Here is a 24969-nt window from a genome sequence, read left to right on the forward strand (position 1 = left end):
CCTCAGCCGAACCGCTCGACGAGTGCAGCCGCCTGGTGGGGGCCGAGGCCACGTACCCGGCGCGCCTCGGAGATGCCGATGTCGGCCATGATCGCCCGAGCCTTGACCTTGCCGACCCCCGGCAGGGACTCCAGCAGCGCGCTCACCTTGAGCTTGGCGAGCGCGTCGTCCTCGGTGGCGGCCTCGAGGACCTCCGAGAGCGCGACCTGGGAGTACTTGAGCCGGTTCTTCACCTCCGCACGCGCGGTCCGCGCGGCTGCAGCCTTCGCGAGCGCGGCGCTGCGCTGCTCGGGGGTCAACGGTGGGACGGGCACAGGGATCACCTCGGGTCGGAGGGGGACGATCGGCTAACGCAAGGTATCGAGGCGGTGGGTGCCGCGGCAATCGGCTGTGGTCGAACTCCCCATGCCCGCACGGCGGTTCCTGCCCGGCGCGCCGGTGGGACGGCACCGACGCGCCCGGGAGGAGACGTAACCCACACGGCGCGGCCACGGCTCACGACGTCTGCCAGAGGCGGCGTCCGCGCTGCTCCGCCGGACCGTAGCAGCGGGACACCGGTCCCGGGGCCGCTTTGAGCACGCCGGCGCGGGTGAACCCGGTACACGGTGCGCGGTGCTCGCGGCCCCGCGTCAGAGACCGAGCGCCGCCGTGACCTCGGCTGCGGCGGCGCGGGCCGCCCCCCGCAGTGACGCCCCGTCCGGCCCGGCGGCCAGGACCGCGCGCGACGTGCTGGCGAGGACCGCCCGCTCGGCACCGCCGAAGACCTCGGCCAGCTCCCGCGGGCCCGCGCCCTGGGCGCCGACACCCGGGGCGAGGAGCGCCCCGCCGGTCGCCGCGAGGTCGATCCCGAGCTCGCGCGCGGCGGTACCGACCGTCGCCCCGACGACGAGACCGACCGAGCCCAGCGGCTCGCCGGTCGCGAGCTCGGCCGCGTTGCGGGCACGTGCCCCGTCGACGACCTGGCCCGCGACCGCCCGGCCCCCGGCATCCCGGGCGTGCTGGACGCCCGCGCCCTCCGGGTTGGAGGTGAGCGCGAGGACGAAGACCCCGCGCCCGGTGTCGAGCGCGGCGTCGATCGCCGGGGCGAGCGAGCCGAGCCCGAGGTAGGGCGAGAGGGTGACGGCGTCCGCGGCGAGCGGGGAGCCGTCCCGGAGGTAGGCGTCGGCGTAGCCGAGCATCGTCGAGCCGACGTCGCCGCGCTTGACGTCGAGGACGGTCAGCGTGCCCGCCTCCCTCGCGGCGACGAGAAGCTCCTCGAGGACGGCGATGCCCGCCGAGCCGTGCCGCTCGTAGAACGCGGACTGGGGCTTGAGCGCGGCGACGTGACCGCCGAGCGCGTCGACGACCCGCAGCCCGAACGTCCGCAGCCCGGCGACGTCGTCGGCCAGGCCCCAGCGCTGGAGGAGTGCCGGGTGCGGGTCGACGCCGACGCACAGCGGCCCGTGCGTGGCCATGGCGGCGGTGAGGCGGCGCCCGAACGGGGCCACCGTCGTCGCGCGCGCGCCGTCCCCGGGCGCCGCCCCGCCGTCGTGCGTCGCGCTCACCGTGCCGCCCGGTCGGCGTCGTGCTCCTGGAGCGTGCGCACCGTGAACGGCCCGGAGCGGACCGCCTCGATCGCCTGGACCGCGGCCGCGAGCTGCTGGACCGTCGTGATGATCGGCTTGTCCGCCGTCGTCGTCGCCGTGCGGATCTCGTAGCCGTCCGCGCGGGCACCCTGGCCCGAGGGGGTGTTGACGACCATGTCGACCTGCCCGTCGAAGATGAGGTCGACGATGGTCGGCTCGCCGTCGGGCCCGTGCCCCTCGCTCGCCTTGCGCACGACGGTGGCGTGGATGCCGCTGCGGCGCAGGACGCCGGCCGTGCCGGCGGTCGCGAGGATCTCGAACCCGAGGTCGACGAGGCGGGCGACCGGGAACGCCAGCGCCCGCTTGTCGCGGTCGGCGACCGAGACGAACACGCGCCCGCTCGTGGGCAGCCCGCCGTACGCGGCCGCCTGGGACTTGGCGAACGCCGTCGGGAAGTCGGCCGCGAAGCCCATGACCTCACCGGTCGAGCGCATCTCTGGGCCGAGCACCGTGTCGACGACGGAACCGGCGGCCGTGGCGAACCGCTTGAACGGCAGCACGGCCTCCTTGACCGCCAGCGGTGCGGCGAGGTCGAGCACCGCCGCGTCCGCGGCGGGCAGGACGCCGCGGGCCCGGAGCTCGGCGATGCTCTCTCCCGTCATGACGAGCGCGGCCGCCTTCGCCAGCGGGACCCCCGTCGCCTTGGAGACGAACGGCACCGTGCGCGAGGCCCGCGGATTCGCCTCGATGACGTAGAGGATGTCCGAGACGAGCGCGAACTGGATGTTGATGAGCCCGCGGACGCCCACCCCGGCCGCGATGGCCTCGGTCGACGTGGCGATACGGGCGATCTCCGCCTGGGAGATCGTCACCGGTGGCATGACGCACGCCGAGTCGCCGGAGTGGATCCCGGCCTCCTCGATGTGCTCCATGACGCCGCCGAGGAAGAGCTCGGTGCCGTCGTAGAGCGCGTCCACGTCGATCTCGATGGCGTCGTCGAGGAAGCGGTCGATGAGGAGCGGGCCCTTGGACTGCCCGAGCCCGGAGCGCTCGGCGTAGTCGACGAGCTGCGCCTCGTCGTAGACGATCTCCATCCCCCGCCCGCCGAGGACGTAGGACGGGCGCACGAGGACGGGGTACCCGATCCGGGCGGCGACCGCCTGCGCCTGGGGCAGGGTCACCGCGGTGCCGTACGCGGGGGCGGGAAGCCCGGCGGCGGCGAGGACCGCGCCGAACGCGCCCCGGTCCTCGGCGGCGTCGATGGCCTCCGGCGGCGTGCCGAGGATGGGCACGCCCGCGTCGGCGAGCCGCTGCGCGAGCGCGAGCGGAGTCTGCCCACCGAGCTGGACGATGACGCCGGCGACCGGTCCCACCGCGAGCTCGGCGTGGTAGACCTCGAGGACGTCCTCGAACGTGAGCGGCTCGAAGTAGAGCCGGTCGGAGATGTCGTAGTCCGTCGAGACGGTCTCCGGGTTGCAGTTGACCATGACGGTCTCGTACCGGTCGGCGAGCGCGAGGGTCGCGTGGACGCACGAGTAGTCGAACTCGATCCCCTGCCCGATCCGGTTCGGCCCGGAGCCGAGGATGATGACCGCCTCCCGCTCGCGCGGCTGGACCTCGGTCTCGAGGTCGTAGGAGGAGTAGTGGTACGGCGTCCGGGCCGCGAACTCCGCCGCGCACGTGTCGACGGTCTTGTAGACCGGCCGCAGCCCGTACGCGTGGCGGATCTCGCGGACCGTGTCCTCGCCGATACCGCGGATGCGTGCGACCTGGAGGTCGGAGAAGCCATGCCGCTTCGCCTCGGCGAGGAGCGCCGGGGTGAGGGCGGGGGCCGCCGCGAGGTCCTCGGCGAGCTCGGTGAGGAGGAGGAGCTGGTCGAGGAACCACGGGTCGATCGCCGTCGCCTCGTAGAGCTCGCCGACGCTCGCGCCACCGCGCATGGCCTGCTGGACCTCAACGAGCCGGCCCGTCGTGGGCCGGCGCGAAGCCTCGACGAGCGCGGCCGTCTCCTCGGCGTCCGGGGCGGGGCCGTCCCAGTGGAAGACCGAGCCGGCGGCGTCGATCGAGCGCATCGCCTTCTGGAGCGCCTCGGTGAAGTTGCGCCCGAGCGCCATGGCCTCGCCGACGGACTTCATCGTCGTCGTCAGGGTCGGGTCCGCCGCCGGGAACTTCTCGAAGGCGAACCGCGGGACCTTGACGACGACGTAGTCGAGCGTCGGCTCGAAGGACGCCGGCGTCGAGGCGGTGATGTCGTTGGGGATCTCGTCGAGCGTGTAGCCGATGGCCAGGCGCGCGGCGATCTTGGCGATGGGAAAGCCCGTGGCCTTCGAGGCCAGGGCCGAGGACCGGGACACACGCGGGTTCATCTCGATGACGACGACGCGCCCCGTGCTCGGCTCGACGGCGAACTGGACGTTGCACCCGCCCGTGTCGACGCCGACCTCCCGGATGACGGCGATACCGACGTTGCGCAGCTTCTGGAACTCGCGGTCCGTCAGCGTGAGCGCGGGCGCGACCGTGATCGAGTCGCCCGTGTGGACGCCGACCGGGTCGACGTTCTCGATCGAGCACACGACGACGACGTTGTCCGCCTTGTCGCGCATGAGCTCGAGCTCGTACTCCTTCCAGCCGAGGATCGACTCCTCGAGGAGCACCTCCGTCGTCGGGGAGTAGTGCAGGCCCGCGCCGGCGATCCGCTCGAGGTCCGCCTGGGTGTAGGCGATGCCCGAGCCGAGGCCGCCCATCGTGAACGAGGGGCGCACGACGAGCGGGTAGCCGAACTCCTCCGCGACCGAGTAGCAGTCGTCCATCGTGTGGGCGATCGCCGAGCGGGCGCTCTCGGCGCCGCAGCGCTCGACGATCTCCTTGAAGCGCTGGCGGTCCTCGGCGGCGTGGATCGCGTCGATCGAGGCGCCGATGAGCTCGACGCCGTACTCGGCGAGGACGCCCGCCTCGTGCAGCGCGATGGCCGTGTTGAGGGCCGTCTGCCCGCCGAGGGTCGGCAGGAGCGCGTCGGGGCGCTCCTTCGCGATGATCGTGGCGACGACCTCGGGCGTGATCGGCTCGACGTACGTGGCGTCGGCGAACTCCGGGTCGGTCATGATCGTCGCCGGGTTGGAGTTGACGAGGATGACCCGCAGGCCCTCCTCGCGCAGGACCCGGCACGCCTGGGTGCCGGAGTAGTCGAACTCCGCGGCCTGCCCGATGACGATCGGGCCCGAGCCGATGACGAGGACGGAGCGCAGGTCGGTACGGCGGGGCATCAGACGTCCTCGGTGTGGGTCGGGGCGGGCGTGGTGGTGGCGGGGGCGGCCGGGTCGGCGGCGGGCGCACCGGCGGCAGAGCGCGGCCCGCGGCGCTCGCGCATGAGCGCGATGAAGCGGTCGAAGAGGTGCTCGGCGTCGTGCGGGCCGGCCGCGGCCTCGGGGTGGTACTGGACCGAGAAGGCCGGGACGTCGAGTGCGCGCAGGCCCTCGACCACCTGGTCGTTGAGCCCGATGTGGGAGACCTCAACGCGGCCGTAACGGCCGTCGTCGAACGGCGCGACGCTCGGCTCCCCCACCGGCGCGTCGACGGCGAAGCCGTGGTTGTGCGCGGTGATCTCCACCTTGCCGGTGGCTCGGTCGAGGACGGGCTGGTTGACGCCGCGGTGGCCGTAGGCGAGCTTGTACGTCCCGTAGCCGAGCGCCCGGCCGAGGAGCTGGTTGCCGAAGCAGATCCCGAAGAACGGCACGCGCTCGTCGAGGACGCCGCGCAGGAGCTCGACCTCGTGGGTCGCGGCCTGGGGGTCGCCCGGGCCGTTGGAGAAGAAGACGCCGTCCGGCTCCAGGGCGAGGATCTCGGCGAGGCTCACCTGCTGGGGCACGACGTGGACGCGCACCCCGCGCGCGGCGAGCTGGGCGGGCGTGCGGGACTTGATGCCGAGGTCGACGGCGACGACCTCCGCGACCGGCTCCTGGCCGGCGTGCTCGCCCGTGGGCTCGACGACGTAGGCCTGCGCCGTCGTCACCTCGGCCGCGAGGTCGGCCCCGACCATCTCGGGGCTCTCCTTGACGAGGTCGACGAGGACCTCGATCGCGGCCTCGGAGGCGTCCGCACCGCCGGTGGGCAGCGCGGAGCCCGAGAAGATGCCCGCCCGCATGACCCCGCGCTCGCGCAGGTGGCGCGTGAGGGCGCGCGTGTCGACGTTGCAGACGCCGACGATGCCCTGCTCGGTCAGCTCGTCCTCGAGCTCGCGCGTCGAGCGCCAGCTCGACGCGCGACGCGCGGCGTCGCGGACGACGAAGCCGGCGACCCACATGCGCCGCGACTCCGGGTCCTCGTCGTTGACGCCGGTGTTACCGATGTGCGGCGCCGTCATGACGACGATCTGGCGGTGGTAGGACGGGTCGGTGAGCGTCTCCTGATACCCCGTCATGCCGGTGGAGAACACGACCTCACCCACGGTGCGCCCCTGGGCGGCGTAGGCCTGCCCGCGCAGGACGAAACCGTCCTCGAGGACGAGCAGGGCGTCGTTCCGTTCGGTTCTCACCTAAGACCTCCTGTGGTGCTGTGCGGGGCCGCGTCGACCGCGTGACCGTCGAGCACCCGCGCGCGACCGCGCAGGAAGGTCGCCACGACGCGTCCTGGCAGCGTACGGCCCCGGAAGGGCGTGTTGGGGCTCGCGGTCGCCTGCTGGGCCGCGTCGACGAGGTAGCGGGCGGCCGGGTCGACGAGCGTGAGGTGGGCGGGCTCGCCGACGGCGAGCGGGCGCCCGTGGGAGCTCACGCGCCCGATGCGCGCCGGGCGCACCGAGAGCACCTGGGCGACGTCGGCGAAGGTGAGCAGGCCCGTCTCGACCATCGTCTCCTGGACCACCGAGAGGGCCGTCTCGAGGCCCGTCATCCCGAAGGCGGCCTGGGCCCACTCGCAGTCCTTGTCCTCCGTCGCGTGCGGGGCGTGATCGGTCGCGACGATGTCGATCGTGCCGTCCGCGAGGGCCTCCCGCAGGGCCGCGACGTCCTCGGCCGTGCGCAGGGGCGGGTTGACCTTGTAGACCGGGTCGTAGGAGCGCGCGAGGTCGTCCGTGAGGAGGAGGTGGTGCGGCGTGACCTCGGCGGTCACGTCGATGCCGCGGGCCTTCGCCCAGCGGACGATCTCGACCGAGCCGGCGGTCGACAGGTGGCAGATGTGGACGCGGGAGCCGACGTGCTCGGCGAGGAGGACGTCGCGGGCGATGATCGCCTCCTCGGCGACGGCGGGCCACCCCGCCAGCCCGAGCTCGGCCGAGACGACGCCCTCGTTCATCTGCGCGCCCTCGGTGAGCCGGGGCTCCTGCGCGTGCTGGGCGACGACGCCGTCGAACGCCTTGACGTACTCCAGCGCCCGGCGCATGAGCACCGGGTCGGCGACGCACTTGCCGTCGTCGGAGAAGACGCGGACGCGGGCGCGCGAGGTTGCCATGGCGCCCAGCTCGGCGAGCTGCTCGCCGGCGAGGCCGACCGTGACGGCGCCGACCGGGTGGACGTCCGCCCACCCGGCCTCGCGACCGAGGTGCCAGACCTGCTCGACGACGCCCGCCGTGTCCGCCACCGGGAAGGTGTTGGCCATGGCGTGCACGGCGGTGAAGCCGCCGAGCGCCGCGGCGCGGGTGCCGGAGAAGACCGTCTCGGCGTCCTCGCGGCCGGGCTCGCGCAGGTGGGTGTGGAGGTCGACGAGACCGGGCAGGGCGACGAGACCGTCGGCGTCGACAGTCGTCGTCCCTCGTCCCGCCTGCCGGGTGGCGTCCGTGCCGATCGCGGTGATGGCACCCTCCGAGAGGAGGAGGTCGGTCCGCTCACCCCCGAGGAGGGACGCGCCGCGGACGAGGTAGTCGGTCATGAGGTGGCTCCTTGCGCCGGGCCGGCCGGCAGGCCGCCGGCGAGGAGGTGGTAGAGGACGGCCATGCGGACCGAGACGCCGTTGGCGACCTGCTCGACGATCGTGGACCGCTCGCTGTCGGCGGCCTCCGCGGAGATCTCGAGGCCGCGGTTCATCGGGCCGGGGTGCATGACGATCGTGTGCGCGGGCAGCGCCGCGAGGCGCGCGGACGTGAGCCCGTAGCGCCGGTGGTACTCCTGGGGGGACGGGAAGAACCCGCCGCCGGCGCTCGACATCCGCTCACGCTGGACGCGCAGCATCATGATCGCGTCGGGGGCGTGCTCGGCGATGGCGGCGTCGAGGTCGTAGTCGAGGACGGCGGGCCACGTGCCGACACCGACCGGCACGAGCGTGGGCGGCGCGACGAGGACGACGCGGGCGCCGAGCGTCGTCAGGAGGTCGACGTTGGAGCGCGCGACGCGCGAGTGGAGGACGTCACCGACGATGACGACGCACAGCCCCGCCAGGTCCGCACCGAGCGAACCCGGCGCTCCGGTGCCGCTCGGGTCGGTCGGCGTCCCCAGGGCGCCGGCGGCGCGGCCGACGAGCCGGCGCCGCATGGTGAACGCGTCGAGCAGCGCCTGGGTGGGGTGCTGGTGCATGCCGTCCCCGGCGTTGACGACGGGCACGTCGATCCAGCCGGAGTGAGCGAGCCGGTGCGGGGCACCCGACGCGTGGTGGCGGACGACGACGGCGTCGGCACCCATGGCCTGGAGGGTCTGGGCGGTGTCCTTGAGGGACTCCCCCTTGGAGACGCTCGAGCCCTTGGCGGCGAAGTTGATGACGTCGGCTGACAGCCGCTTGGCGGCCGCCTCGAAGGAGATCCGGGTACGGGTCGAGTCCTCGAAGAAGAGGTTGACGACCGTGCGCCCGCGCAGCGTCGGGAGCTTGCGGATCTCGCGCGACTGGGTGGCGGCCATCTCCTCGGCGGTGTCAAGGAGGGCGACGGCGCCCGCACGGTCGAGGTCCGCCGCGGAGAGCAGGTGCCTCATCGCGCGTCCTCGCTCACCTTGGTGATCGTCACGGCGTCGTCGACGCCGTCGGTCTCGGCGAGGCGCACCCGCACGCGCTCGGCGCGCGAGGTGGGCAGGTTCTTGCCGACGAAGTCGGCACGCACGGGCAGCTCGCGGTGCCCACGGTCGACGAGGACGGCGAGCTGGACGCGGCGGGGGCGGCCGATGTCGGAGATCGCGTCGAGCGCCGCGCGGATCGTGCGCCCCGAGTAGAGGACGTCGTCGACGAGGACGACGACCTTGTCGTCGAGCCCGCTCTCGGGCAGCTCGGTGCGCATGAGCGCCCGGGTGGGCTGGGAGCGCAGGTCGTCGCGGTACATCGTCACGTCGAGCGTGCCGGCCGCGATGCTGCCGGGCGCGAGCCCGTCGTCGCCCCGGGCGGCGTCGCCGAGCTCGGTCAGGAGGCGGTGGGCGAGCGGGGCGCCGCGCGTGGGGATGCCGAGGAGGACGATGTCCTCACCGGCGTCGTTGCGTTCGAGGATCTCGTGAGCGATGCGCCGCAGCGCCCGGGAGATCTCTCCGGGGCCGAGGACGACGACGTCGCCGGGGCCGGAGGGCATGGCAGAGCCGGTGGACATAAGGCGTCTCCTTCCCCGCCTCACAGGACGGGTCTTAAAGGATGTGCTGGGTCGTGGGCGATCCTAGCCCGCCGCCGGGAGGGATCGGTGCGGGCGTCCACGGTTGGGGCGACGGTGCTGGGAGCAGGGAGTGGGAGGCGGTGTGCCGGGTCTTCCATCCGCCGCTCGTTCCTCGCGGCTCCCGCCAGACCCGCCACGACCCGGCACACCGCCTCCCGCGCCCCGCCGGGTCGGCGAGCCGGGTGGGTGTGCACGATCGGCCCTTCTCCTCCGTGCCGAGCCGGAGGAGACTGAGGTGAGCGAGCGCCTGCCGTCTGGAACTGGGAGTGCGAACGTGGATACGCACGATGTCGCGACCGCGCGGCGGTCTCGGGATCCGGTCGTCCGACGGATCCTGGTCGCCCTGCTCGGAGCCGTGTCCACGCTGGCCCTTGTCCTCGTCGCCGCCGCCCCCGCGGCGTCCGTGACGATGCCCGGCCGCACGGTCTCCTGGGTGAGCATCGTCGCCCACCAGGACGACCTCGACGGCGACGGGCGCAACGACGTCGTCGCGCGCGAGGCCGCGACGTCCTACCTGTGGCTCTACCCCGGCAACGGCACGGGCGGGTGGCACCCGCGGGTCCGCATCGGCCACGGCTGGGGCGGCATGGACGTCCTCGACACCGTCGGCGACCTCGACGGCGACGGGCGGGTCGACGTCCTCGCCCGGGAGGCGGCCACCGGGTACCTGTGGCTCTACCGCGGCACGGGCGCCGGCGGGCTCGCCGCGCGCGTCCGGGTGGGCCACGGGTGGAGCAGCATGAGCGCCGTCGTCGGGCCGGGGGATCTCGACGGCGACGGGCGGGTCGACGTCCTGGCCCGCGAGGCCGCGACCGGATCGCTCTGGCTCTATCCCGGGAACGGCTCCGGCGGGTGGCTCCCGCGCGCGCGGGTCGGCACCGGCTGGAACGGCATGGACACGCTCGTCGGGCCCGGCGACTTCGACGGCGACGGGCCGGTCGACCTCCTCGCGCGGCAGGCGTCGACCGGTGAGCTGTGGCTCTACCCGGGCAACGGCTCCGGCGGATGGCTCCCGCGCGCGCGGGTCGGCACCGGCTGGGAGGTCATGGACGCCATCGTCGGCACGGGTGACTTCGACGGCGACCGCGCGGCAGACGTCCTCGCCCGGCACGCGTCGACGGGAGTGCTGTGGCTCTACCCCGCCGACGGCTCCGGCGGGTGGCTCGCGCCCGTCCGCGTGGGCCACGGGTGGCACGTCATGGACGCCCTCGGATCGGCGAACGAGACGCTCGGCGGGCCGCCGCCCTTCCGCGCGACGGTGACCACGGTGAGTGCCGCGGACCTTCATGCGTCATGGCGCCCGGGCTGCCCCGTGGCCCCCGCCCACCTGCGCGCGATCGACGTCACCCACTGGGGCTACGACGGGAGCGTCCGCACCGGTCGACTGGTCATCGCGGCGCACCTCACCGCATCCGTCGAGGCGGTCATGCGGGACCTGTACGCAGCGCGGTTCCCCATCGCGCGGATGGCTCCGGTGGAGGCGTTCGGAGGCGATGACGACGCGAGCATGGCGGCGAACAACACGAGCGCCTTCAACTGCCGGGCGGTGACCGGCGGTGCCGCCTGGTCCGAGCACGCCTACGGGCGCGCCATCGACGTCAACCCCTCGTCAACCCGTACGTAGCCGGTTCGTACGTGGCACCGCCGGGCGGGGCCGCCTACCTCGACCGGGACGGACCCGGCACGGGCATGATCCGTGCCGGTGACGCCACCGTGAGAGCCTTCGGGGCTCGCGGCTGGGTCTGGGGCGGGACCTGGGCATCGCCCAAGGACTACCAGCACTTCTCGACGACGGGAGGCTAGCGACCCCCGTGCCCTAGGACGCTGTGGGGTCCTCAGCGAGCCTCTGCCCCGTCCGTTCCGACCGGGCGAGCGGGCGGTTCCGTGCCCGCCACAGCCCCGGATCGCGCGCGATGTCTCCTGGGGCTCTCCTGCTTGCGGCGCTCTCGCGCCAGGACGGCCGGCGACCGGACGGGCCACCAGTAGGGGAGGTCGTCGGGGACGTCGGGGAAGAGCGGCCGGTAGTACTCGGGGTCCTTGCGGAGGAGGTTCGACCGGTGGCTGAGGTGCAGCGCCGGCTCGGAGAGCCAGGTCGGCAGGCCGCCCGCCGCCTCGAGGGCGGCGACGTCCCGGATCGTCGGCACGCCCGCGGCGGCGAGGTCCGCGGCGATCGTCCCCGCGCACGTGTCGCCGAACCCCCGCTCGATCCAGGTCTCGCACATGGTCAACCCGTACCGGCCGAGCGCCTCCTCGAAGCCCTTCCACATGAGCACCGCCGGATGGGACTTCCAGCCGTAGTCGGGCCACGTCAGGGCGCGGACGACCTGGATGACCTCGACGCGCTGCTTGCCCAGGCGCTTGGTGTCGAGTGCCCGCGCGGTGGCCCCGAAGTCGGCGTACGGCAGGAAGGTCTGCATCAGCTCGGCTCGCGTGCCGGCACCGGGCGTCAGCGTTTGCCGTGGGCCGCTCCGGCGGCGCTGCCCTCGCGCGCGCGCACGCACGTGAGGAGCAGCTCGAGGGCGCGGACCGTCGTCGCGGCGAGGATGTCCTCGGCGTCTCCCTCGAAGTGGTGCTCCTCCGCGGTGCACGTGCCCTCGTCGTGGACGCCGATGAAGACGGTGCCGACGGGCTGGCCCTCCTGCTCCTCCGGTCCGCCCACGCCCGTCACCGCGACGGCGATCTCCGTGCCGAGCAACGTGGCCACGCCCGTCGCCATCTGCTCCGCGGCGACGGCGGAGACGACCGGGCCGCGCCGCACGCCGAGGACGTCGTACTTGACGTCGCTGTTGTAGGCGACGACTCCCCCGGCGAACCAGCCGGAGGATCCACCGGCGGCGCCGAGGTGGACGGCGATCTTCCCGCTCGTGAGCGACTCGGCGACCGAGACCCGACGGTCGGAGTCGTCGAGCTCGGCGGCGAGGGCGTCGGTGAGGTCGGTGGCGCGGTCGACAAGGTCGTCAGGGCTGCTCATCGCGCCATCCTGCACCAGCTCCGTGGCCTTCGCGCGTCAGCCCCCGACGACGCGTCGACGCCCGCGCTCAGCCGAGGATGGTCGGCTTGAGCTCGAGCAGACGGCCGAGAAGGCCGTTGATGAAGGCCGGCGACTCGTCGGTGGAGAGCTTGCTCGCGAGGGCGACCGCCTCGTCGACGGCGACGGAGTCCGGCACGTCGTCGTTGTAGAGGAGCTCCCACGCGCCGAGACGCAGGATCGCGCGGTCCACCGCAGGCATCCGCTCGAGCGTCCACCCGTGCGAGTACGTGCTCAGGAGCTCGTCGATGTGTGCCTGGTGTGTGGCGACGCCCTCGACGATCTCGACCGAGTACTGCGGAAGCGCCGTCTGGGCGGCGGTCACGCGCATGCGCTCGACGACGAGCTCGAAGAGGTCGATCGGCGCGCCGTCGCGCCCGCGCTGGTCGGCCTCGTAGAGGAGGTCGACCGCGCGGGTACGAGCCTTGCTGCGGGCTGACACGTCAGTCGTTGACGCGACCGAGGTAGTCCCCGGTGCGCGTGTCGACCTTGACCTTGGTGCCCGTCTCGAGGAAGAGCGGGACCTGGATCTGGTGGCCGGTGGCGATCGTCGCCGGCTTCGTGCCCGCCGAGGAGCGGTCGCCCTGGAGACCGGGCTCGGTGTACGTGATCTCCATCGTCACCGACGCGGGGAGCTCGACGTAGAGAACCGCGCCGTCGTGCATGGCGACCATGGCGTCCTGGTTCTCGAGCATGAAGTTGGCGACGTTCCCGACCGTCTCCTCGGGGATGGAGATCTGCTCGTACGTGGAGGCGTCCATGAACACGAAGTCCGTGCCGTCCTTGTACAGGTACTGCATGTCGCGCTTGTCGACGGTGGCCGTCTCGACCTTGACGCCCGCGTTGAAGGTCTTGTCGACGTTCTTGCCGGACAGGACGTTCTTGAGCTTGGTGCGGACGAAGGCGGGCCCCTTGCCGGGCTTGACGTGCTGGAACTCGACGACGGACCACAGCTGTCCGTCGATGTTGAGCACCATGCCGTTCTTGAGGTCGTTCGTCGAAGCCACGTGTTCGTCCTTGCGTATCGGGAGCGTCGGAGCGCGCTGGGCGCGGGGAGAGCGGCACTCAGGGTAACGCGTGGAGCACCACGACTCCCACCGCGCCGCAGGCCCCGGACCACGCGAACGAGACGAGCGTGCCGATGATGAAGCGCTCCGCGGCAGGGCTGCGCTTGTCCGGGTGCGCCTCCCGCAGCTCGGGGTACCGGCCCAGCCCCTTGATGGCGAGGACGACGGCGATGCCCTCGGGGAAGCCGGCGATGATCGAGCCCGTGATGACGAGCCGCTCGAGCATGCCGATCCAGGCGCCGCCGCGCAGGACTCCGCCGGAGGGCGCCTCGCGAGCAACCCTGGCGAGGACGAACCACGCGATCGGGCGTCCCACGAGGACCGAGAGGGCGAGGGCAGCGACGACGACGCCGACGGCCGCCCAGGTGAGGTCGAGGTCCACACCCGGACCCTAGCGGCACGGGCGGACACGCGGGCGGACGCCCGCTGTCATGCCGGTCGGTCCGCACCCACGGACCGCCGTCGTCTCACCCGCCGTCGTCCGCCGTTGCCCGCCTACGGGGTACCGGTGCGTGCAGGGGGTCCGCCCGCGGCGCCCGCGTCCCCCGCCGCCTCGGCGACCAGCCGCGCGGCGAGGGGGTGGAGCCGCTCCTGCTCCTCCCACATGGCGGTGCGCAGCCGCTGACTCACGGCCTGCTCGCTGATCCCGAGATCGGCGGCGATCGCGCGCTGCGTGGCGCCGGTGGCGAGCCGGTCGATGACCTCCCAGCCCGCGGCGGTACGGCGGTTCTGCACGCCGACGAGGATCTGGAGGAGCGCCTCGGCCTCACCGGCCCGCTCGGCCCGCATCCCCTCGACGGCGAGCGGCACCGGGACCGTGCGCCCGCGCGCGCGCTCGACGGCGGTCCGTGCATGGATGAATGCCTCCCCCGAGCTTGCGCGGCTCGTCGCGGCGAGCGGCACGTCGACGGCCCCGGCACCGATGCCCACGCTCCACCCACCGATGCGCTGGATGTGAAGGGCCAGGCTGACGACCGCGGTGGGGTCCTCGAGGGCGGCCTGGATCTCGTCCCCCACGGTCCGTTCGGGTCCGAGGACGAACGGCGCACGTGGGCGCGCGCGCGCCCAGGCGTCGATGGCGGCGAGCAACGCGGGGACGTCGTCGCCGCGGGTGCGGCTCGACTGCTGGTCGGCAGTGAGGACGAACATGTCTCAAGGGTACAGCCTTGAGTGTGACACATCAAGGCTGGGGGGTTGATCTGACCACCTCAAGGCGATGGCCGGCCCGCGACCCTTTCCCGTACCGGTGCCCGGTGGCACGCTGACGGCATGCCGCGCACCGATCCCAAGGCCGTCCTCCACCACTACCTCCAGGAGGCCCGCGAGGCGCTCCTGTGGAAGCTAGCCGACCTCTCGGAGTACGACGCCCGCCGCCCCCTGACTCCGACCGGCACGAACCTCCTCGGACTCGTCAAGCACGTCGCCGCGTGCGAGATCGACTACTTCGGCGTCAGCTTCGACCGACCCTTCCCCGGCCGTCCGGCGTGGATGGACTCGGACGAGCCGAACGTCGACATGTGGGCGCGCCCCGAGGAGTCGCGCGACGACGTCGTCGACCTCTACCGGCGGGCGTGGGCGCACACCGATGCCACCATCGACGCCCTCGCGCTCGAGGACACGGGCCTCGTGGCCTGGTGGCGCCCGGAGAACCAGCGACCGACGCTCCAGCGCATCCTCGTGCACATGATCGCTGAGACACACCGGCACGCGGGCCATGCGGACATCGTCCGCGAGCTCATCGACGACGCCGTCGGCCTGCGGCTCGGCAACGACAACCTCCCCGCGAGCGACCCCGCGTGGTGGTCCGGCTACCGCGCCCGCGTCCAGCAGGCCGCGGAGGACGCCGCGCGGCAGAGCTGACCTCGGGCGGCTACGCACCGCCCGAGGTCGGCCCGGGCCCGTCGTCGGCGCCTGCGTCGAAGGGCGTCGGGTGCTTGAGCAGGTAGACGGTCGCCACGGCCAGGCCTCCCCAGAGGATCACCATGGCAGCGAGCATGAGGATGATCGCGGAGACGCTCATCGCGTGCGTCCTTCCGTCGTCGGGAGAGGTTCGGGCGTGAAGTCGTCGACGGGGCGGCGCCACCGCAGGCTGGCGAGGAGGAGCGCCACGACGACCATGAGGCCGAGGGTGCCCCACCCGGCGATGTTGATGAACGTCCACGGGTAGTCCTCGTACGGCTCGGACAGCCTCGTCCGGAGGGCGGTGACGACCATGATCCCCAGCATGATCGGGACGACCACCCCGATGAGCACCCGCCACCACCGTCCGATCCGCAGCGAGGACACGAGGCTGAGGTGGGCGTTGAGCTCAGGGAGCTTGCGGGCGCCGTAGGTGACGAGGACAGCCATGAGGATCGCGGAGACGACGACGCCGAAGTTGTTCGTGAAGTAGTCCACCGTGTCGAGCACCGCGAGGCCGGAGGTCGTCGAGTAGAGGGTGAGGGAGACGACGGCGGCGCCCCCGACGACGAGGAGCGTCGCCGCACGGCGGGACAGGCCGAACTTCTCCTGCACGGCCGCCGAGGGCACCTGGAGGATCGAGATGAGCGACGTGAACCCCGCGAGCGTGAGGGAGAGGAAGAAGAGGATCCCGAAGATCGGTCCCCCGGGCATCGCCGAGATGATCTGCGGGAAGGTGACGAACGAGAGGATCGGCCCCGTGATCCCGGGCAGCTCGGCGAAGCCCACACCCTGCGCGGCGGCCATGAAGCCGAGCGTCGCGAAGACGCCGATACCGGCGAGGAGCTCGAAGGACGAGTTCGCGAACGCCGCGACGAGCCCCGTGGGGGCGATGTTGGCGCGCCGGGGCAGGTAGCTCGAGTAGGTGAGCATGATCCCGAAGGCGATCGACAGGGAGAAGAAGATCTGGCCGTAGGCGGCGAGCCACACGCGGCCGTCGGTGAGCGCCGACCAGTTCGGCGTGAAGAAGGCGTCGAGGCCGCCGAGGGCACCGGGCAGGAACAGCGCACGCACGACGAGCGCGGCGAAGAGGACGACGAGGAGGGGGATGGCGATCTTGTTGACCAGCTCGAGCCCCCGTCGCACGCCGAGCAGCATGACCCCGAGGGCGACCGCCCAGAGCGCGACCATCGGCCAGAAGATGCCCCCGACGACGTCCGTCGTCACCGTGGCGCCGGCGTCCTGGAGGAAGTCACCGACGAAGAAGGTGAGGGGGTCGTCGCCCCAGGCCTCGGTCGCGGAGAAGCCGACGTACCGGATGGCCCACACGAGGATGACGGTGTAGTAGGTGGCGATGACGAACGCGATGGCCACCTGGAACCATCCGAGGGCCTCGAACCTCTTGCCGAGCCGCCGGAACGCCGTCGGGGCGGACCCGCGGTACCGGTGACCGAGGGCGTAGTCGAGGAGGAGGATCGGGATGCCCGCCGTCAGCAGCGCGACGAGGTACGGGACGAGGAACGCGCCCCCACCATTCTCGTACGCCACGCCGGGGAAGCGCCAGATGTTGCCGAGCCCCACCGCCGAGCCGATGGCGGCGAGGAGGAAGCCGTACTGGCTGGACCACTGCTCGCGCGCCGGGGGCGCCGCGGTCGGGGACTGGCGGGTCTTCCTCATGAACGCCTCCGCAGTGATGATCACTAGGTGCGCCGCACAGTAGCGAGGTGCGGGCCGGGTGTCATCCGGTGGCGCGCCACGACCTAGGCGCAGACCCGCTCGTACGCGGCCGCGAGCAGCTCCGGCGCGGGGTCTGCGAGCCGCCCCGGGCTGCCGATGCCGTCGAGGACGACGAAGCGCAGCATGCTCCCGCGCGACTTCTTGTCCCGGCCCATGGCCTCGAGCAGCTCCGGCCAACGGTCCCCGCGGTAGGTCACCGGCAGGCCGAGCGAGGTGAGGATGGCGCGGTGGCGGGCGACGTCGTCGGAGGAGAGCCGCCCGGCCGCCAGCGCGAGCTCGGCGGCGAAGACCATCCCGACGGCGACCGCCTCCCCGTGGCGCCACGTGAACGTCTCGGCGAGCTCGATCGCGTGGGCGAGGGTGTGGCCGTAGTTGAGGAACTCCCGCCGCCCCGCCTCGCGCAGGTCCGCCGAGACGACCTCGGCCTTGACGGCGACGGCCCGCTCGACGAGCTCGCGCAGGACGTCCGAGCGCGGGTCACGGGCGGCCGCTCCCCCGTCGGCCTCGACGAGCGCGAGGATGCGCTGGTCCGCGATGAACCCAGCCTTGACGACCTCCGCGAGGCCGGCCGCGTGGTCGGCGGGTGGGAGTGTCTCGAGGGTCTCGAGGTCGCACACGACGCCGAGGGGCGAGTGGAAGGCCCCGACGAGGTTCTTGCCCTCGGCCGTGTTGATGCCGGTCTTGCCCCCGACGGCGGCGTCGACCATCCCGAGCAGCGTCGTCGGCACCTGGACGACGGGCACGCCGCGCAGCCACGTGGCTGCGACGAACCCGGCAAGGTCCGTCGTCGCCCCTCCCCCGAGGCCGACGACGACGTCCTGCCGGGTGAAGGCCGCCTGCCCGAGCTGGCTCCAGCACCGCGCTGCGACGTCGATGGTCTTCGCCCGCTCGGCGTCCGGGACCTCCGCGCGGTGGACCGCGTGGCCACCCGCGGTGAGCTCCGCCTCGAGCCGGTCGGCACGCCCGGTCAGCGTCGCGGGGTGGACGAGCAGGACGCGGCGGGCGGCCGCCCCGACGAGGGCGGCGACCTCGTGGGCGAGGCCGCGGCCGATGACGACGTCGTACGTGTGCTCGGCGCGGACCTCGATGCGCGTCGCGGTCACGACGGCGCCCCCTCCGCCTCGACGGCGGCGAGGGCGGCCCGGGCGACCTCCTCCGGCCGGAGGCCGTCGGTACTGACGACCGCGGTCGCGACGCGCTCGTACGTCCCCCGCCGGGCGTCCATGAGCGCCTTCCACCGCGCACGCGGGCTGTCGACGAGGAGGGGCCGGGCACCCGCGAGGCCGACGCGCTTGAGCGCCTTCGCCATCGAGACGTCGAGGAAGACGACCGGCATCCCGGCGAGCGCCGCCTGCGTGCCCGGATGGAGCACGGCTCCGCCCCCGAGCGCGAGCACCCCGTCGTGCTCGGCGAGGGCCCGGGTGACGGCCTCGTGCTCGAGGGCGCGAAAGGTGTCCTCGCCGGAGTCGATGAAGATCTCGCTGATCGTTCGGCCGGCGGTGCGCTCGACCTCTTCGTCCGTGTCGAGCAGGCCTACGCCGAGGGCCCGGGCGGCGAGACGCCCCACCGTGCTCTTGCCGGCGCCGGGGGGACCGATGAGGACGAGCCGGACCCGGCTCGGCGACGGGGCGCCGTCCGCGGGGGCGCCCGGCGCCGGGGTGGCCGGCACGGTGCCGGCAGGCGTGGTGGCCGGCGGCGCGCCGCCGGCGGCTGCGGAGGCCTGAGGCTCGGGGCGGGGTGAGTTCTGCACGCGTCGAGGGTATCGAGCCGGCGCACCGCGCGGACGCGCCGTCCGCGCTGAGCCCTCGGTGCGCCCACGCGCGCGGGGCGCGCCGGCCCGGGACGCCCGACGGGGCGCGGTCACCGTCGCCCACGGGCCAGGGACGGACACGCGGGCGAAGGCCCGGCGCCGTCAGCGCATGAGCTCCGGGATGGACTCGAGGTAGCCGCGCAGGTTCCGCGCGCTCTCGGTGAGGGAGTCCCCGCCCACCTTCTCCAGCAGCGCCTCGGCGAGGACGAGGGCAACCATCGCCTCGGCGACGACGGCGGCCGGCGCGACGGCGCACACGTCCGAGCGCTGGTGGATCGCCGTGGCAGCCTCGCCCGTCGTCACGTCGATCGTCCGCAGGGCGCGCGGCACGGTCGAGATGGGCTTGAGGGCGGCGCGCACGCGCAGGACCTCGCCGTTGCTCATCCCGCCCTCGACACCGCCCGCGCGGTTGGTCTCACGGCGGATGCGGCCGTCGTCGGCGCGGGAGATCTCGTCGTGGGCGACGGAACCGCGGCGCGCGGCCGTGCGGAACCCGTCGCCGAGCTCGACTCCCTTGATGGCCTGGATCCCCATGAGCGCCCCGGCGAGGCGCGAGTCGAGCTTGCGGTCACCGTGGACGTAGGAGCCGAGCCCGGGCGGCAGGCCGTAGGCGAGGACCTCGACGACACCGCCGAGGGTGTCGCCCGCCTTCTGGCACGCGTCGATCTCGGCGACCATGGCCGCGGACGACACCGGGTCGAAGCAGCGGATCGGGTCGGCGTCGAGGGCCGCGACGTCGTCGGGGCCGGGCAGCGGCGCGTCGTCCGGCGCCTGGACGGGGCCGACGGCGACGACGTGCGAGACGAGGCGGACGCCGGCGACCTGCTCGAGGATGGCGGCGGCCACCGAGCCGAGGGCGACGCGGGTGGCGGTCTCGCGTGCGCTCGCCCGCTCGAGGACCGGGCGGGCCTCGGCGAGGGCGTACTTCTGCATGCCGACGAGGTCGGCGTGCCCGGGACGGGGCCGCGTGAGCGGCTTGTTCCGCGCCGTCTCCCGGACGTCGCCCGTGCCGGCGTCGACCTCGAGGGACTCCTCGGGCACCGGGTCCGCCGCCATGACGGTCTGCCACTTGGGCCACTCGGTGTTGCCGATCTCGATGGCGATCGGGCCACCCTGGGTGCGCCCGTGGCGCACGCCGCTGAGGAGGCGCACCTCGTCCTGCTCGAACTTCATCCGCGCGCCGCGGCCGTAGCCGAGCCGTCGGCGGGCGAGGACCTCGCGGACGTCGTCGGTCGTCAGCGCGACGCCGGCCGGCACCCCTTCGACGACCCCGACGAGTGCGGGTCCGTGCGACTCCCCTGCTGTCAACCACCTGAGCATGGCTGGCATCCTGCCACGCCTGCCCCGGCGCGGGCCGCGCCGTCCGGGGAGCGCCCTCCTACCCGGCGGCGCGCGGGGCGGCGAGCGCGGCGACGAGCGCCGTCCGCATCGCCTCGACCGGCGCCACGCGACCCGTCATGAGGCGCACCTGCTCGGCGGCCTGGTGGAGGAGCATCCCCCACCCTGGCGCGACCGTGCCCCCGCCCGCCTCCCAGGCGCGCGCGAGCGGGCTCGGCCACGGGTCGTAGGCGACGTCGAGCAGGACCGCGCCGGCGGTGCTCACGCCGGCGCCGCGCAGCTCCTCGCCGACGTCGTCCGCGGCGCCGGCGGGGACGGTCGAGACGACGACGTCCGCCCCGGCGATCGCGTCGACGGCGGCGCGCGGGCTCGCCCACGGCACGACGGTCGCGCTCACGCCCATTCGGCGGGCGGCGGCGAGGGTCCCGCCGGCCCGGGCGAGGGAACGGGCGAGGAGCACCGGCCGGGTGAGGCCGAGCTCCCCGAGCGCGGCGAGGGTCGAGGACGCGGTCGCCCCGGCGCCGACGACGACGGCGCGCCGGGGCGCCCACCCTTCGGGCGCCACCTCGCGCAGCGCCGCCACGATGCCGTGCACGTCGGTGTTCGCCCCGACGAGGACCGGCCGCCCGCCGCGCGCGCCCGGCTGGACGAGGACGGTGTTGACGGCGCCGACCACCTCGGCGAGCGGGTCGACGACGTCGAGCAGCCGCATGACGGCCTGCTTGAGCGGCATCGTCAGCGAGAGCCCGCCCCACTGCCCGTCGAGGGCGGCGACGACGGCCGGCAGGTCCTCCTCGCCCGTGTCGGCGCGCCCGTAGACCCACTCGAGCCCGAGCTCGGCGTAGGCGGCGCGGTGGAGGACCGGCGACAGGGAGTGCGCGACCGGGCGGCCGAGGACGGCCGCCCGCCGGGCCCCCGGGGGGAGGGCGCCGGCGGGGACGACGTCGTAGGTCGGCAGCGCCACGGCCGCTACTCCTCCTCGTTGAGCGGGTTCTCCTCGAGCCACGCGTTCAGTGCGGCGCGGTTCGCCTGGTGCTGCTCGTAGTCGCCGGTGAAGAGCGTCTCGCCGGTGTCGAGGTTGACGGTGACGAAGTACAGCCAGTCACCCTCGGGCGGGCTGAGCACGGCCTCGACGGCGGCGGCACCCGGGGCGCCGATCGGCGTCGGGGGCAGGCCGGGGTTGAGGTAGGTGTTGTACGGGTTGTCGTCGTCGAGGTCGGAGCGGGTGGGGATACCGCCGGCCTTGCCCACCCCGTAGAGGACCGTGGAGTCCATCTGGAGCCGGCCGTTGACCTGCTCCGTGTCCGTCAGCCGGTTCTCGATGACGCGGGCCACGCGGCCGTAGTCCTCGGCGAGGAACACCTCGTGCTCGACGATCGACGCCTTCGTGAGGACATCCTGGCGGTCCTCGGCGGGGACCTCGAGCCGGTCAAGCGTGGCGACCGTCTGGTCGACCATCGCCGCGAGGATCGTCGTCGCGTCCGCCGTCGGCTGGAACGAGTAGGTCGCCGCGGCGAACCAGCCCTCGGGGTTGCCGCCGGCCTCGGCCGGCAGGCCGAGGGCCTCGACGTCCGCGGCGGCCGCCTGGACCTCCTCGAGCGGTATCTGCGCGATGGAGGCGACACGCTCGTAGATCTGGGACGCCCGCCAGCCCTCGGGGACAGTCACGGTCAGCTCGGACTTGTTCGCGGGGTCGAGGAGCGCGGCGACGGCGTCCTCCGCCCTCATCTCCGACATGAGGACGTACGTCCCCGGCTGGATGCCCGGGGCGTTGGCGTTGGCGTTGAACGCGGAGACGAAGGCGCTGGGGCTCGCGACGACGCCTGCCTCGGTGAGGGTCTCACCGATCGCGGCGCCGGAGGCCCCCTGCTCGATGACCACCTCGACGCTGCCCGAGCCCGGCCCCGGGAAGTCGCTCGCCTCCGGGGCGGGCCGCTCGGTGAGGAGCGGGCGGAGCACGACGAAGGCACCGACGGCGACGGCCGCGACGAGGACGACGCTGAGCACGACCGCGATGATCGTGCGACGACGGCGCTGCTTGCGCCGTTGCGCTCGCTCTCGGCGCTCCGCGCGCCGCTGGCTCTCGGAGGGCGGCGGGGCGGCGGGCGCGGCCAGGCTCTGGTCGAACAGGTCGCTCACTGACCGGTCTCCTTCTTCTCGCTCTCGTCAGGCACCGCCACCAGCTCCCCCGGCACCTGCCCGGATCCTCGCTCGGCGTCCAGCGCGGACTGCAGGATGAGGACGGCGGCGACCTGGTCCACGACGCTGCGGTGGCGGCGCCCGGGGCGACCCGCCGTCCGCAGGGCATCGTGGGCACTGACAGTCGTCAGCCGTTCGTCGACCAGCCGCACCGGCAGTGGCCGGCAGGCCCGCGCAACCCGCCCAGCGTACTCACGGGCGGCCTCCGCCGCCGCCCCCTCGGTTCCCGACATGTGCCGGGGAAGCCCGACGACGATCTCGACCGCCTCGAGCTCGGCCGCGATCTCGGCGATGCGGGTGACGTCGTGGCGGTTCCGCTCGCGGGCGAGCGTCTCCACCGGCGTCGCGAGGAACCCCGACGGGTCCGAGCGTGCGACGCCCACGCGCACCGCCCCTACGTCGATCCCGAGACGGACGCCTGGGCGCACCGTCATGCGCCGACCGCTCCGGCGACGTCCTGCGGCAGGGCCGCGAGGGCCGTCCCCAGCGCGCTCGCGTCGGTGCCGCCGCCCTGCGCGAGGTCGTCCTTGCCACCGCCACCGCCACCGAGCCGCTGCGCGGCGGCGCGTACGAGCCCGCCGGCGCGCACGCCCGCCTCACGGGCCGGGGCGTTCGTCGCGACGACGACGACCGGCCGTCCCTTCGCGACGCCGCCGACGGCGACGACCGCCGGGGCGGAGTCCCCGAGCCGCTGGCGCACGTCGAGCACGAGGGTGCGCAGGTCGTCCGCGCCGACCTCGCCGGCGTCGTGGGCGACGACCCGGACGCCGCCGACGTCCTGGGCGGAAGCGGCGACCTCACCGGCACGGGCGAGCATCTGGGACTGGCGGAGGGCGGCGAGCTCCTTCTCCGCGGCCTTGAGCTTGGCCATGAGCGAGCCGATGCGCTCGGGGAGCTCCTCGGCGCGGCCGCCGACGAGGCTGGTCACCTGGCCGACGAGGGCGTGCTCCCTGGCCTGGAACCCGTAGGCACCAGCACCGACGAGCGCGTCGACGCGGCGGACACCGGACCCGATCGAGGACTCACCGAGGAGGGTGACGAGGCCGAGACTGCCCGTCCGGGGCACGTGCGTGCCCGCGCACAGCTCCCTCGACCAGTCCCCGCCGATGGAGACGACGCGCACACGGCGGCCGTACTTCTCCCCGAAGAGCGCCATCGCGCCGGCGGCCTTGGCGTCGTCGATGTCCATGATCTCGTCCGTGACGTCGAGGTCCTCGGCGAGCTGGTGGTTGACGCGCTGCTCGATCTCGCCGAGGGCGCTGGCGGGCACGGACGAGCCGTGGCGGAAGTCGAGCCGCAGCCGCGAGGGCGCGTTCTCGGAGCCGGCCTGTGTCGCCTGCTCGCCGAGCGCCTCGTGGAGGGCCTTGTGGACCATGTGCGTGGCGGTGTGTGCGCGCGCGATCGCCTTGCGGCGGTCGGTGTCGATCGCCGCGACGCCCGTGGCGTCGAGCGTGAGGGTGCCCTCGGTGAGCCGGCCCCGGTGGACGGGCATGCCCTTGAGCGGGGCCTGCACGTCCGCGACGTCGACGATCGCACCGCCGGAGAAGGAAAGGGTGCCCTGGTCGGCCAGCTGCCCGCCGGCCTCCGCGTAGAACGGGGTCCGGTCGAGCACGACCTCGACGTCGGCCGGCGCCGTCGCCGCCGGTGCGGGGACGCCGTCGACAAGCAGCCCGACGACGCGCGCCTCCGCGGTCGTGTCGGTGTACCCGAGGAACTGCACCTCGGCGTCGAGGCGCGACTGGAGCTCGCGGTACAGCGTCGTGTCGACGTGCCCGCTCTTCTTCGCCAGCGCGTCGGCCCGGGCGCGCTCGCGCTGCTCGCGCATGAGGGAGCGGAAACCGGCCTCGTCGACGGCGACGCCCTGCTCGGCGGCCATCTCGAGGGTGAGGTCGATGGGGAAGCCGTAGGTGTCGTGCAGCGCGAACGCCTCCTTGCCGCCGAGGACGGCGCCCGCTCCGCCGCCCTTGACGCGTGCGACGGCGGTGTCGAGGATCGTCGTGCCGGCGGCGAGGGTGCGGCGGAAGGCCTCCTCCTCCTCGTAGGCGACCTGGGAGATCGTGGCGAAGTCGCGCTCGATCTCCGGGTAGGACGCCTTCATCGCGTCCTTGGACACCGGCAGGAGGATCGGCAGCGACGGCTCGTCGACGCCGAGGAGACGCATCGAGCGCACCGCGCGGCGGATGAGACGGCGCAGGACGTAGCCGCGGCCGTCGTTCGCCGGGCGCACGCCGTCGCCGATAAGCATGAGCGAGGAGCGCACGTGGTCCGCGACGACGCGCATGCGCACGTCCGCCTCGTCCGCGCCCTGCGCCGCGCCGTACGTGCGCCCGCTCATCTCCTGGGCGGCCGAGATGACGGGGAAGACCTCGTCGATCTCGTACATGTTCTCCTTGCCCTGGAGCAGGAACGCGAGCCGCTCGAGGCCGAGGCCGGTGTCGATCGACTTGTGCTCGAGCTCGCGCAGCAGGGGGTAGTCCTTGCCGGTGCCCTCGCCGCGCAGGTACTGGTCGAAGACGAGGTTCCAGATCTCGAGGAACCGGTCGCCCTTCGTGTCGACGGCGGGGCCGCCGTCCGGCCCGTAGGCGGGGCCGCGGTCGTAGTGGATCTCGGCCGTGGGGCCGGCGGGGCCGGGCTGGCCGGTGTCCCAGAAGCTGTCCGCGCGGTTGAGCTTCTGCAGGTGCTCACGGGGCAGGCCGATCTTGTCCAGCCAGACGCGCTCGGCCTCGTCGTCCTCCTCCCAGATCGTCACCCACAGGCGCTCGCCGTCGAGCCCGTAG

General features: G+C 73.7%; 25 protein-coding genes. 3 read left to right on the forward strand and 22 right to left on the reverse strand.

Translation table 11 applies throughout. From position 1 onward, the window contains the following. Positions 1–2 precede the first annotated feature (2 nt). The 7 genes from mihF to pyrR form a co-directional block, all read right to left on the reverse strand. On the reverse strand, positions 3–314 hold the full coding sequence (gene mihF, locus V2J63_RS09010; protein ID WP_331230692.1) for an integration host factor, actinobacterial type: 312 nt from the start codon (positions 312–314) through the stop codon (positions 3–5). A gap of 315 nt (positions 315–629) precedes the next feature. Continuing rightward, positions 630–1544 (reverse strand): orotidine-5'-phosphate decarboxylase, encoded by a 915-nt coding sequence (gene pyrF, locus V2J63_RS09015; RefSeq protein ID WP_434056301.1) that lies wholly within the window; start codon positions 1542–1544, stop codon positions 630–632. Further along, entirely contained in the window at positions 1541–4828 is a 3288-nt protein-coding gene (gene carB, locus V2J63_RS09020; protein ID WP_331230693.1) for a carbamoyl-phosphate synthase large subunit, read from the reverse strand. The genes pyrF and carB overlap by 4 nt, the downstream gene beginning before the upstream one ends. Continuing rightward, the gene (carA, locus tag V2J63_RS09025) at positions 4828–6096 is read right to left on the reverse strand and encodes a glutamine-hydrolyzing carbamoyl-phosphate synthase small subunit (protein ID WP_331230694.1); all 1269 of its coding nucleotides are present in this window, start codon (positions 6094–6096) and stop codon (positions 4828–4830) included. The genes carB and carA overlap by 1 nt, the downstream gene beginning before the upstream one ends. Continuing rightward, positions 6093–7424: a dihydroorotase gene (locus V2J63_RS09030; protein ID WP_331230695.1), complete on the reverse strand. Its 1332-nt coding sequence runs from the start codon at positions 7422–7424 to the stop codon at positions 6093–6095. The genes carA and V2J63_RS09030 overlap by 4 nt, the downstream gene beginning before the upstream one ends. Beyond that, the gene (locus tag V2J63_RS09035; RefSeq protein ID WP_331230696.1) at positions 7421–8455 is read right to left on the reverse strand and encodes an aspartate carbamoyltransferase catalytic subunit; all 1035 of its coding nucleotides are present in this window, start codon (positions 8453–8455) and stop codon (positions 7421–7423) included. Before V2J63_RS09035 ends, V2J63_RS09030 begins: the two co-directional genes overlap by 4 nt. Then, positions 8452–9054, reverse strand: coding sequence for a bifunctional pyr operon transcriptional regulator/uracil phosphoribosyltransferase PyrR (gene pyrR / locus V2J63_RS09040; protein WP_331230697.1), 603 nt, complete (start codon positions 9052–9054; stop codon positions 8452–8454). Before pyrR ends, V2J63_RS09035 begins: the two co-directional genes overlap by 4 nt. 415 nt (positions 9055–9469) lie before the next feature. On the opposite strand from pyrR, the gene V2J63_RS09045 reads away from it, so the two are divergent. Continuing rightward, positions 9470–10738 (forward strand): FG-GAP repeat domain-containing protein, encoded by a 1269-nt coding sequence (locus V2J63_RS09045; protein WP_331230698.1) that lies wholly within the window; start codon positions 9470–9472, stop codon positions 10736–10738. Between the two features lie 11 nt (positions 10739–10749). After that, positions 10750–10917: a M15 family metallopeptidase gene (locus tag V2J63_RS15795; RefSeq protein ID WP_434056302.1), complete on the forward strand. Its 168-nt coding sequence runs from the start codon at positions 10750–10752 to the stop codon at positions 10915–10917. A 32-nt stretch (positions 10918–10949) separates the two neighbouring features. Here the strand turns inward: V2J63_RS15795 and V2J63_RS09050 are convergent, their stop codons facing one another. The 6 genes from V2J63_RS09050 to V2J63_RS09075 all read right to left on the reverse strand — a co-directional run bounded on the left by V2J63_RS09050 (position 10950) and on the right by V2J63_RS09075 (position 14358). Continuing rightward, positions 10950–11531, reverse strand: a complete 582-nt coding sequence (locus tag V2J63_RS09050; RefSeq protein ID WP_331230699.1) for an MSMEG_6728 family protein — start codon at positions 11529–11531, stop codon at positions 10950–10952. A gap of 29 nt (positions 11532–11560) precedes the next feature. Then, positions 11561–12085 (reverse strand): CinA family protein, encoded by a 525-nt coding sequence (locus tag V2J63_RS09055; protein ID WP_331230700.1) that lies wholly within the window; start codon positions 12083–12085, stop codon positions 11561–11563. A gap of 67 nt (positions 12086–12152) precedes the next feature. After that, complete coding sequence (gene nusB / locus V2J63_RS09060; RefSeq protein ID WP_331230701.1) at positions 12153–12584, reverse strand: transcription antitermination factor NusB; 432 nt, start codon at positions 12582–12584, stop codon at positions 12153–12155. A 1-nt stretch (position 12585) separates the two neighbouring features. Beyond that, positions 12586–13149, reverse strand: coding sequence for an elongation factor P (efp, locus tag V2J63_RS09065; RefSeq protein ID WP_331230702.1), 564 nt, complete (start codon positions 13147–13149; stop codon positions 12586–12588). A 58-nt stretch (positions 13150–13207) separates the two neighbouring features. After that, a complete protein-coding gene (locus V2J63_RS09070) occupies positions 13208–13591 on the reverse strand; it encodes a hypothetical protein (protein WP_331230703.1) in 384 nt (127 codons plus the stop codon). A 113-nt stretch (positions 13592–13704) separates the two neighbouring features. Next, positions 13705–14358, reverse strand: coding sequence for a hypothetical protein (locus tag V2J63_RS09075; protein WP_331230704.1), 654 nt, complete (start codon positions 14356–14358; stop codon positions 13705–13707). Positions 14359–14478: 120 nt separating this feature from the next. Between V2J63_RS09075 and V2J63_RS09080 the strand changes: the two genes are divergently transcribed. Next, complete coding sequence (locus V2J63_RS09080; protein ID WP_331230705.1) at positions 14479–15069, forward strand: DinB family protein; 591 nt, start codon at positions 14479–14481, stop codon at positions 15067–15069. A gap of 10 nt (positions 15070–15079) precedes the next feature. On the opposite strand, the gene V2J63_RS09085 is transcribed toward V2J63_RS09080, so the two are convergent. The 9 genes from V2J63_RS09085 to alaS all read right to left on the reverse strand — a co-directional run. Next, positions 15080–15229 (reverse strand): methionine/alanine import family NSS transporter small subunit, encoded by a 150-nt coding sequence (locus tag V2J63_RS09085; RefSeq protein ID WP_331230706.1) that lies wholly within the window; start codon positions 15227–15229, stop codon positions 15080–15082. Beyond that, entirely contained in the window at positions 15226–16785 is a 1560-nt protein-coding gene (locus tag V2J63_RS09090) for a sodium-dependent transporter (RefSeq protein WP_331230707.1), read from the reverse strand. Before V2J63_RS09090 ends, V2J63_RS09085 begins: the two co-directional genes overlap by 4 nt. An 83-nt stretch (positions 16786–16868) precedes the next feature. After that, complete coding sequence (gene aroB / locus V2J63_RS09095; RefSeq protein WP_331230708.1) at positions 16869–17948, reverse strand: 3-dehydroquinate synthase; 1080 nt, start codon at positions 17946–17948, stop codon at positions 16869–16871. Continuing rightward, positions 17945–18442 carry a shikimate kinase gene (locus tag V2J63_RS09100; protein ID WP_331230723.1) on the reverse strand — a complete coding sequence of 166 codons (498 nt, stop codon included), beginning with the start codon at positions 18440–18442 and terminating at the stop codon, positions 17945–17947. The genes aroB and V2J63_RS09100 overlap by 4 nt, the downstream gene beginning before the upstream one ends. A gap of 315 nt (positions 18443–18757) precedes the next feature. After that, positions 18758–19975, reverse strand: coding sequence for a chorismate synthase (gene aroC, locus V2J63_RS09105; protein WP_331230709.1), 1218 nt, complete (start codon positions 19973–19975; stop codon positions 18758–18760). Positions 19976–20033: 58 nt separating this feature from the next. After that, positions 20034–20957 carry a shikimate dehydrogenase gene (locus tag V2J63_RS09110; RefSeq protein ID WP_331230710.1) on the reverse strand — a complete coding sequence of 308 codons (924 nt, stop codon included), beginning with the start codon at positions 20955–20957 and terminating at the stop codon, positions 20034–20036. A gap of 5 nt (positions 20958–20962) precedes the next feature. After that, on the reverse strand, positions 20963–22132 hold the full coding sequence (mltG, locus tag V2J63_RS09115) for an endolytic transglycosylase MltG (protein ID WP_331230711.1): 1170 nt from the start codon (positions 22130–22132) through the stop codon (positions 20963–20965). Next, on the reverse strand, positions 22129–22626 hold the full coding sequence (ruvX, locus tag V2J63_RS09120; protein WP_331230712.1) for a Holliday junction resolvase RuvX: 498 nt from the start codon (positions 22624–22626) through the stop codon (positions 22129–22131). Before ruvX ends, mltG begins: the two co-directional genes overlap by 4 nt. Then, positions 22623–24969: alanine--tRNA ligase (alaS, locus tag V2J63_RS09125; RefSeq protein WP_331230713.1), on the reverse strand; the 2347-nt coding region annotated here is incomplete at its 5' end. The genes alaS and ruvX, both read right to left, overlap by 4 nt.

The organism is Georgenia wangjunii (genome assembly GCF_036421975.1).
Lineage (GTDB): Bacteria > Actinomycetota > Actinomycetes > Actinomycetales > Actinomycetaceae > Georgenia_A > Georgenia_A wangjunii.

Excerpts from the sequence above, each read along its gene's own strand:
- carB (WP_331230693.1), bottom strand. The coding sequence starts at position 4,828 with ATGCCCCGCCGTACCGACCTGCGCTCCGTCCTCGTCATCGGCTCGGGC.
- V2J63_RS09085 (WP_331230706.1), bottom strand. The coding sequence starts at position 15,229 with ATGAGCGTCTCCGCGATCATCCTCATGCTCGCTGCCATGGTGATCCTC.
- V2J63_RS09050 (WP_331230699.1), bottom strand. The coding sequence starts at position 11,531 with ATGCAGACCTTCCTGCCGTACGCCGACTTCGGGGCCACCGCGCGGGCA.
- V2J63_RS09030 (WP_331230695.1), bottom strand. The coding sequence starts at position 7,424 with ATGACCGACTACCTCGTCCGCGGCGCGTCCCTCCTCGGGGGTGAGCGG.
- V2J63_RS09075 (WP_331230704.1), bottom strand. The coding sequence starts at position 14,358 with ATGTTCGTCCTCACTGCCGACCAGCAGTCGAGCCGCACCCGCGGCGAC.
- ruvX (WP_331230712.1), bottom strand. The coding sequence starts at position 22,626 with ATGACGGTGCGCCCAGGCGTCCGTCTCGGGATCGACGTAGGGGCGGTG.
- V2J63_RS09055 (WP_331230700.1), bottom strand. The coding sequence starts at position 12,085 with ATGAGCAGCCCTGACGACCTTGTCGACCGCGCCACCGACCTCACCGAC.
- V2J63_RS09035 (WP_331230696.1), bottom strand. The coding sequence starts at position 8,455 with ATGAGGCACCTGCTCTCCGCGGCGGACCTCGACCGTGCGGGCGCCGTC.
- V2J63_RS09080 (WP_331230705.1), top strand. The coding sequence starts at position 14,479 with ATGCCGCGCACCGATCCCAAGGCCGTCCTCCACCACTACCTCCAGGAG.
- V2J63_RS09090 (WP_331230707.1), bottom strand. The coding sequence starts at position 16,785 with ATGAGGAAGACCCGCCAGTCCCCGACCGCGGCGCCCCCGGCGCGCGAG.
- pyrR (WP_331230697.1), bottom strand. The coding sequence starts at position 9,054 with ATGTCCACCGGCTCTGCCATGCCCTCCGGCCCCGGCGACGTCGTCGTC.
- aroC (WP_331230709.1), bottom strand. The coding sequence starts at position 19,975 with ATGCTCAGGTGGTTGACAGCAGGGGAGTCGCACGGACCCGCACTCGTC.